A 5,327-nucleotide genomic window follows, 5' to 3' on the forward strand; every position below is an offset into this window, starting at 1 on the left:
AGACATCAGACATCAGACATCAGACATCAGACATCAGACATCAGACATCAGACATCAGACATCAGACATCAGACATCTATTAACAAATATGCAGATATTTTTCTGCCTGCATTTTTTATTGCATATTTTATTATTTATTGTTTTTAGAGGAGTATTTAATGAAAAAGTTTAACAGCATGCAGGTAAAACTGCCTGTTATTTTAAACATTGCAACAGTTGTTATATCTCTTTTTATAATAGTTTCTTTAATTAATCTGGCATCATCAGAAATTGATAATTATGCGAATCAATATATGATATCAACTGTAGACGGATGCAATAGTTATTTAGATATATCTATAGAAAATCAAATACTTCTTATGGAAAGTTACGCTTCTATGCCTGTAATGCTTGATTATATTCAAAACGGAAATAGAAATGTTTTCACTACTTTAACTCAAATGCTTGATAATAATAAATATATAACAAATGCTTACATACTTTCAAGAAATTCAGAAATATTAGCATCATATACAGGAGATACAAATATAGGAGGAAGAATATCTGAAATATATCCTGATTTATGGAATATTTTTAAGCAGGAAAATAAGGTATCTATATCAGAAACCATATATGAGTCAGATATGAATAATGGTTTTATTCTTCCAATTATAGTTCCTATTTTAGATAATAATGATAATTATGCGGGTGCTATTATAGGTTTTATAGAATGGTCTTTAATAATGAGAGATAGTTTATATAGATTCGGCAATGATTTTTCGACAGAAAAAAGTATTTTTATAATGAATGATAATAGAGAAATTGTATACCATAATATAGCATCGGAGCTTAAGAAAACTATAAATCTTAATATACCTTCAAATTCTTCTTCTGGTATTGTAAGATTTAATTATTTAAACACTGATAAATTTGTTTTCTATAAAAAAATGTCATCTATGCCATGGATCTCTGGAATCGGAATATCGGAAAGCCTGATTTATTCTGCCAATAGAAAAATGCTGTTAATCGGAAGTATAATAGGTATCATAGGAATAGCCGCATCAGTTGTATTTTCTGTTTTCTATATAAGAAGAAGCATAAGCCCTATAAAGAATATAGTTAAAGAAGCTAAAGAAATATCTCTTGGAAATTTGGCATCATCTTTTTATATACAATCCAGAAACGATGAGATAGGCGAATTATTAAATTCATTTAATGATATGAAGTCTAAATTTTCACAAATGATTAAGGAAATATTAATGTCTTCTGAAGAGATAGCAAATGCTGCAAATGAGCTTTATCAGGGAAGTGAAGACTTGGCAAAGAGAACGGAGTATCAGGCATCAAGTTTGGAAGAGACTGCTTCTTCTATGGAAGAGATGGCTTCTACTATAAAATCATCGGCACAGAACTCAGTAGACGGTAATAATGTTATGATATCTTCAAGAAATGCTGTTGCTGAAGGCGGAAGTGTTATAGCAGATACTGCTAAAATGATAGAGGAGGTTTATGAGTCCAGTGCTAAAATCAGAGACATTACTAAAGTTATAGAAAATATTGCTTTTCAGACTAATATACTTGCTTTAAATGCTTCAGTTGAGGCAGCAAGAGCAGGAGATCAAGGCAGAGGTTTTGCAGTAGTAGCAAGCGAGGTAAGAAATTTAGCACAAAACTCACAGGCTTCAGCTAAAGATATTACGGTACTTATAGAAGATATTTACGAAAAAATAAATAAATCAGCAGAGATGGCAAGGCATTCTCAGGAAATTTTTACAGATATAGAAATGAAGATAGAAGAAACTTCAAAAATTATGAGTGATATAAGCCAGACAGCAGTAGAGCAGGAGGCAGGAGTGGATCAGGTTAATACTGCTGTAACAAAAATGGATAATATCACTCAGCAGAATGCCTCTTTGGTAGAACAGTCAGCAGCAGCATCTAAATCTTTATTGGATCAGGCTAAACATTTGGAAGAATTAATGTCATTTTTTAGACTTTAAGTAGCCTCAATAAGTGAAAATTAAGTAATGTTTTTTGTTTTTATATTGTTTTTTTTCATTAATATATAAAACTTTTTTGGAACTTATTTATAATAATAAATTTATATTGTTGCTTTTTTTAATTGACTTTTTTTATTAACTAAATTATACTTTATGCAAGTGTAGTGTTGGTAGTTTTCTTATTATAAAATAATATCTAGTTTTAAATATTTAAGTAATTTATTTATAGAGGTCTTTTATGAAAAGGTTTAATAGTATAACTTTTAAAATTCCTTTAATTGTTAATATAGTTATAGTTGTATTATCATTTACAATTATATTTTCTTCTATTCGAATAGCCAGCAAAGCAATAAATAATGCTACATATTCAGGATTTGAAACTTCTGTTAATGGTTATTCAACATTGCTTGATACAATACTTGAAGATCAGCTTCTTATAATGGATGCATATTCAAGAATACCTACGATAATAGAATATATGGAAACAAGAAGCGAATATGTAAAAGATAGAGCCATACAAACTATGATCAATTTATTTGATAATAATGATTATATATTAACATTAGATTTGATAGGCTTAGACGGTAAAGTAATAGAATCTTACAACGGAGATACTAAAAATGCAGGACTTGATATGTCTTCAGCTTATCCTAAAATGTGGAAAGAGTTTGCAGATTCAGGATATGATCATGCTGCAAGCGATAATATATACAAGTCTGATATAAATAAAGGATATGTTCTTCCTGTAGTGCATTCCATTTATAATTTGGAAAATGAGCTTATAGGAAGTTTTGTAGCTTTTGTTGATTGGTCAAGGATTATAAATGAAACTTTAGAAGATGCTAGAAATGAATTATCAGAAGCCAAGAGTATATTTGTATTAAATGAAGATGATTTGCAGTGCGTATATCATAATATCAATGATACTGTAGGTATTATTCCAAATGATTCGTTAAATCCTCCTGCAGGTCAGTCATCTGGCATATTCAGGTATAATTTCAATGATGTTAACAGAACAGCATTTTTTAAAAAGATGAAAACTCAGCCTTGGTTTATGATGGCTGGTATTACACAGAAGTTATTGTATGCAGAAAGTAAAAAAATGACTATAATAGGAATACTATTGGGTGTAATAGGTATTATTATATCTTCTATAGTATCAGGATTCTATATAGGTAAATCTATAAAACCTATAAAAAATATAGTTGATGAAGCCCATGAAATGGCTAATGGAAATTTTGTTTTTCAGTCTAAATTTACTAGCAGACATGATGAAATAGGAGAATTATCACAGTCATTTGATATGATGAGAAATAGATTTGTAGAGGTAATTTCTGAAGTACTTAATGCCTCTAAAGAAATAGCAAGTGCTGCTTCAGAACTTCATAAAGGCAGTGAAGATTTAGCTAGCAGAACAGAATATCAGGCATCTAGTTTGGAAGAAACAGCTTCATCTATGGAAGAGATGGCTTCTACTATAAAATCATCAGCTCAAAATTCTGTAGACGGTAATGAGGTAATGATGGCTTCAAGAAATGCCGTAGTAGAAGGCGGAAGTGTTATAGCTAATACTACTAAAATGATAGAAGATGTTTATGATGCCAGTGCTAAGATAAAAAATATCACAAAAGTAATAGAAGATATTGCTTTCCAAACAAATATATTAGCTTTGAATGCTTCAGTAGAGGCAGCAAGAGCAGGAGATCAGGGCAGAGGTTTTGCGGTAGTAGCAAGCGAGGTAAGAAACTTAGCTCAGAATTCACAAACATCAGCTAAGGATATAACAGTGCTTATAGAAGATATTTATGAAAAGATAAATAAATCAGCAGAAATGGCAAGACATTCTCAGGAGATATTCAGCGATATAGAATCAAAAATAGAAGAAACTTCTAAGATAATGAGAGATATAAGTCATACAGCAGTGGAGCAGGAAGCTGGAGTAGATCAAGTTAATAGTGCGGTATCTAAGATGGATAGCATAACTCAGCAGAATGCTTCTTTAGTAGAGCAGTCTACAGCAGCATCTAAGGCTTTATTAGATCAGGCTAATCATTTGGAAGAGCTTATGTCCTTCTTTAAAGTGTATTAAATATTTATTTATGTGATTTTGAAGCCTATAGATAATTTTCTATAGGCTTTTTTATATTTGCATTCTTTTATAAAAAAATATATATTGTTTTATATAATAAATTAAAAGAAATAGTAAAAATGAAATATAAATTAATACTTTTGATAATTTTATTTATATCTTGTAGAAATAATAATAATAATGTAACTAATGAAAATACATTAAAGAGAGAGGAAATAGAACCTAATAACTCTTTAGAATATTCTCAATATATAGACTGCAATACAGTAATAAGCGGAAATATTGATGATTATGATGATGTAGATTTTTATCAGATAAATCCTACTAATGGTTTTATTATGGATTTTTCTATGTCTGTTTATAATCTTGATGCTAATATATCAATGAATATTATTTCTACTAATAATGATACAATATTTAATATTAATTCTGAAGATATTTCTAATTATAAAGGATTTATAGAATTAAAAGATATTCTTCTTAATGATGATGTTTATTATTTAAAATTAAATTCGGATAAAGAATGCAAATATAATTTGAAGTTCATATTTAATGATGATTATATTCCTGCAAATGAAGCCGAACCTAATAATAACATTTATGAGGCTGACAGTATTCATTATCCTAACGAAATGGTTTACGGATATTTTATAAAGAATTATTTTAATCTAGATGAATATATTAAACCATATATAAAAAAATCCGGATTAATAGATATAGATTTTTATCAGATAAAAAATGATACAGATATAAATACCTCTATAAATATTAAATTAGAATATTCAAAAGATATAGATATTATTTTATTTGATGAAAATTACAATTATTTAAAACAGGGTATCAATCAATTGAATACAGGATTTGCACCTAATAAAAAGTATTATATAGCATTAGTATGTTATGGAGATAAATATATAACAGATAGATATATTTTACATTATGAATTTAATTAATATTCTTTAATTGATAAGTGCACAGGAGCCAGACATATTGCATTAAGTATTCCTTAGTTTTTTAAAGTATAACATAGGTGTATCATAATTTAAAGCTGAATGTATTCGTTTATGATTCCAAAAATTATTATATCTTTTTAATTTTTGATTAGCTTTTTCTAAAGTTAATTCTTGTGTACAATAATCATAGAATTCTTTTTGGTCTCGGTTATGTGTACTTTCTACAACACCATTATACCAAGGTGAAGCCACAGGACTATAAATTCTTTTAATGTGATTCTTCTTACAAAATATGTCTAATGGGTG

General features: G+C 28.5%; 4 protein-coding genes. 3 read left to right on the forward strand and 1 reads right to left on the reverse strand.

What is annotated here, in order from left to right:
• The first annotated feature begins 158 nt into the window (after positions 1-158).
• The 3 genes from Q0K19_RS15110 (at position 159) to Q0K19_RS15120 (ending at position 5,021) form a co-directional block, all read left to right on the forward strand.
• Positions 159-1,979: a methyl-accepting chemotaxis protein gene (locus Q0K19_RS15110; RefSeq protein ID WP_297249423.1), complete on the forward strand. Its 1,821-nt coding sequence runs from the start codon at positions 159-161 to the stop codon at positions 1,977-1,979.
• Between the two features lie 238 nt (positions 1,980-2,217).
• Complete coding sequence (locus Q0K19_RS15115; protein WP_297249425.1) at positions 2,218-4,068, forward strand: methyl-accepting chemotaxis protein; 1,851 nt, start codon at positions 2,218-2,220, stop codon at positions 4,066-4,068.
• Between the two features lie 119 nt (positions 4,069-4,187).
• Entirely contained in the window at positions 4,188-5,021 is an 834-nt protein-coding gene (locus tag Q0K19_RS15120; protein WP_297249427.1) for a hypothetical protein, read from the forward strand.
• Positions 5,022-5,063: 42 nt separating this feature from the next.
• Here the strand turns inward: Q0K19_RS15120 and Q0K19_RS15125 are convergent.
• On the reverse strand, positions 5,064-5,327 hold a 264-nt coding region (locus Q0K19_RS15125; protein ID WP_297249429.1), incomplete at its 5' end, for an integrase core domain-containing protein.

It is taken from the genome of uncultured Brachyspira sp., assembly GCF_944393015.1.
Lineage (GTDB): Bacteria > Spirochaetota > Brachyspiria > Brachyspirales > Brachyspiraceae > Brachyspira.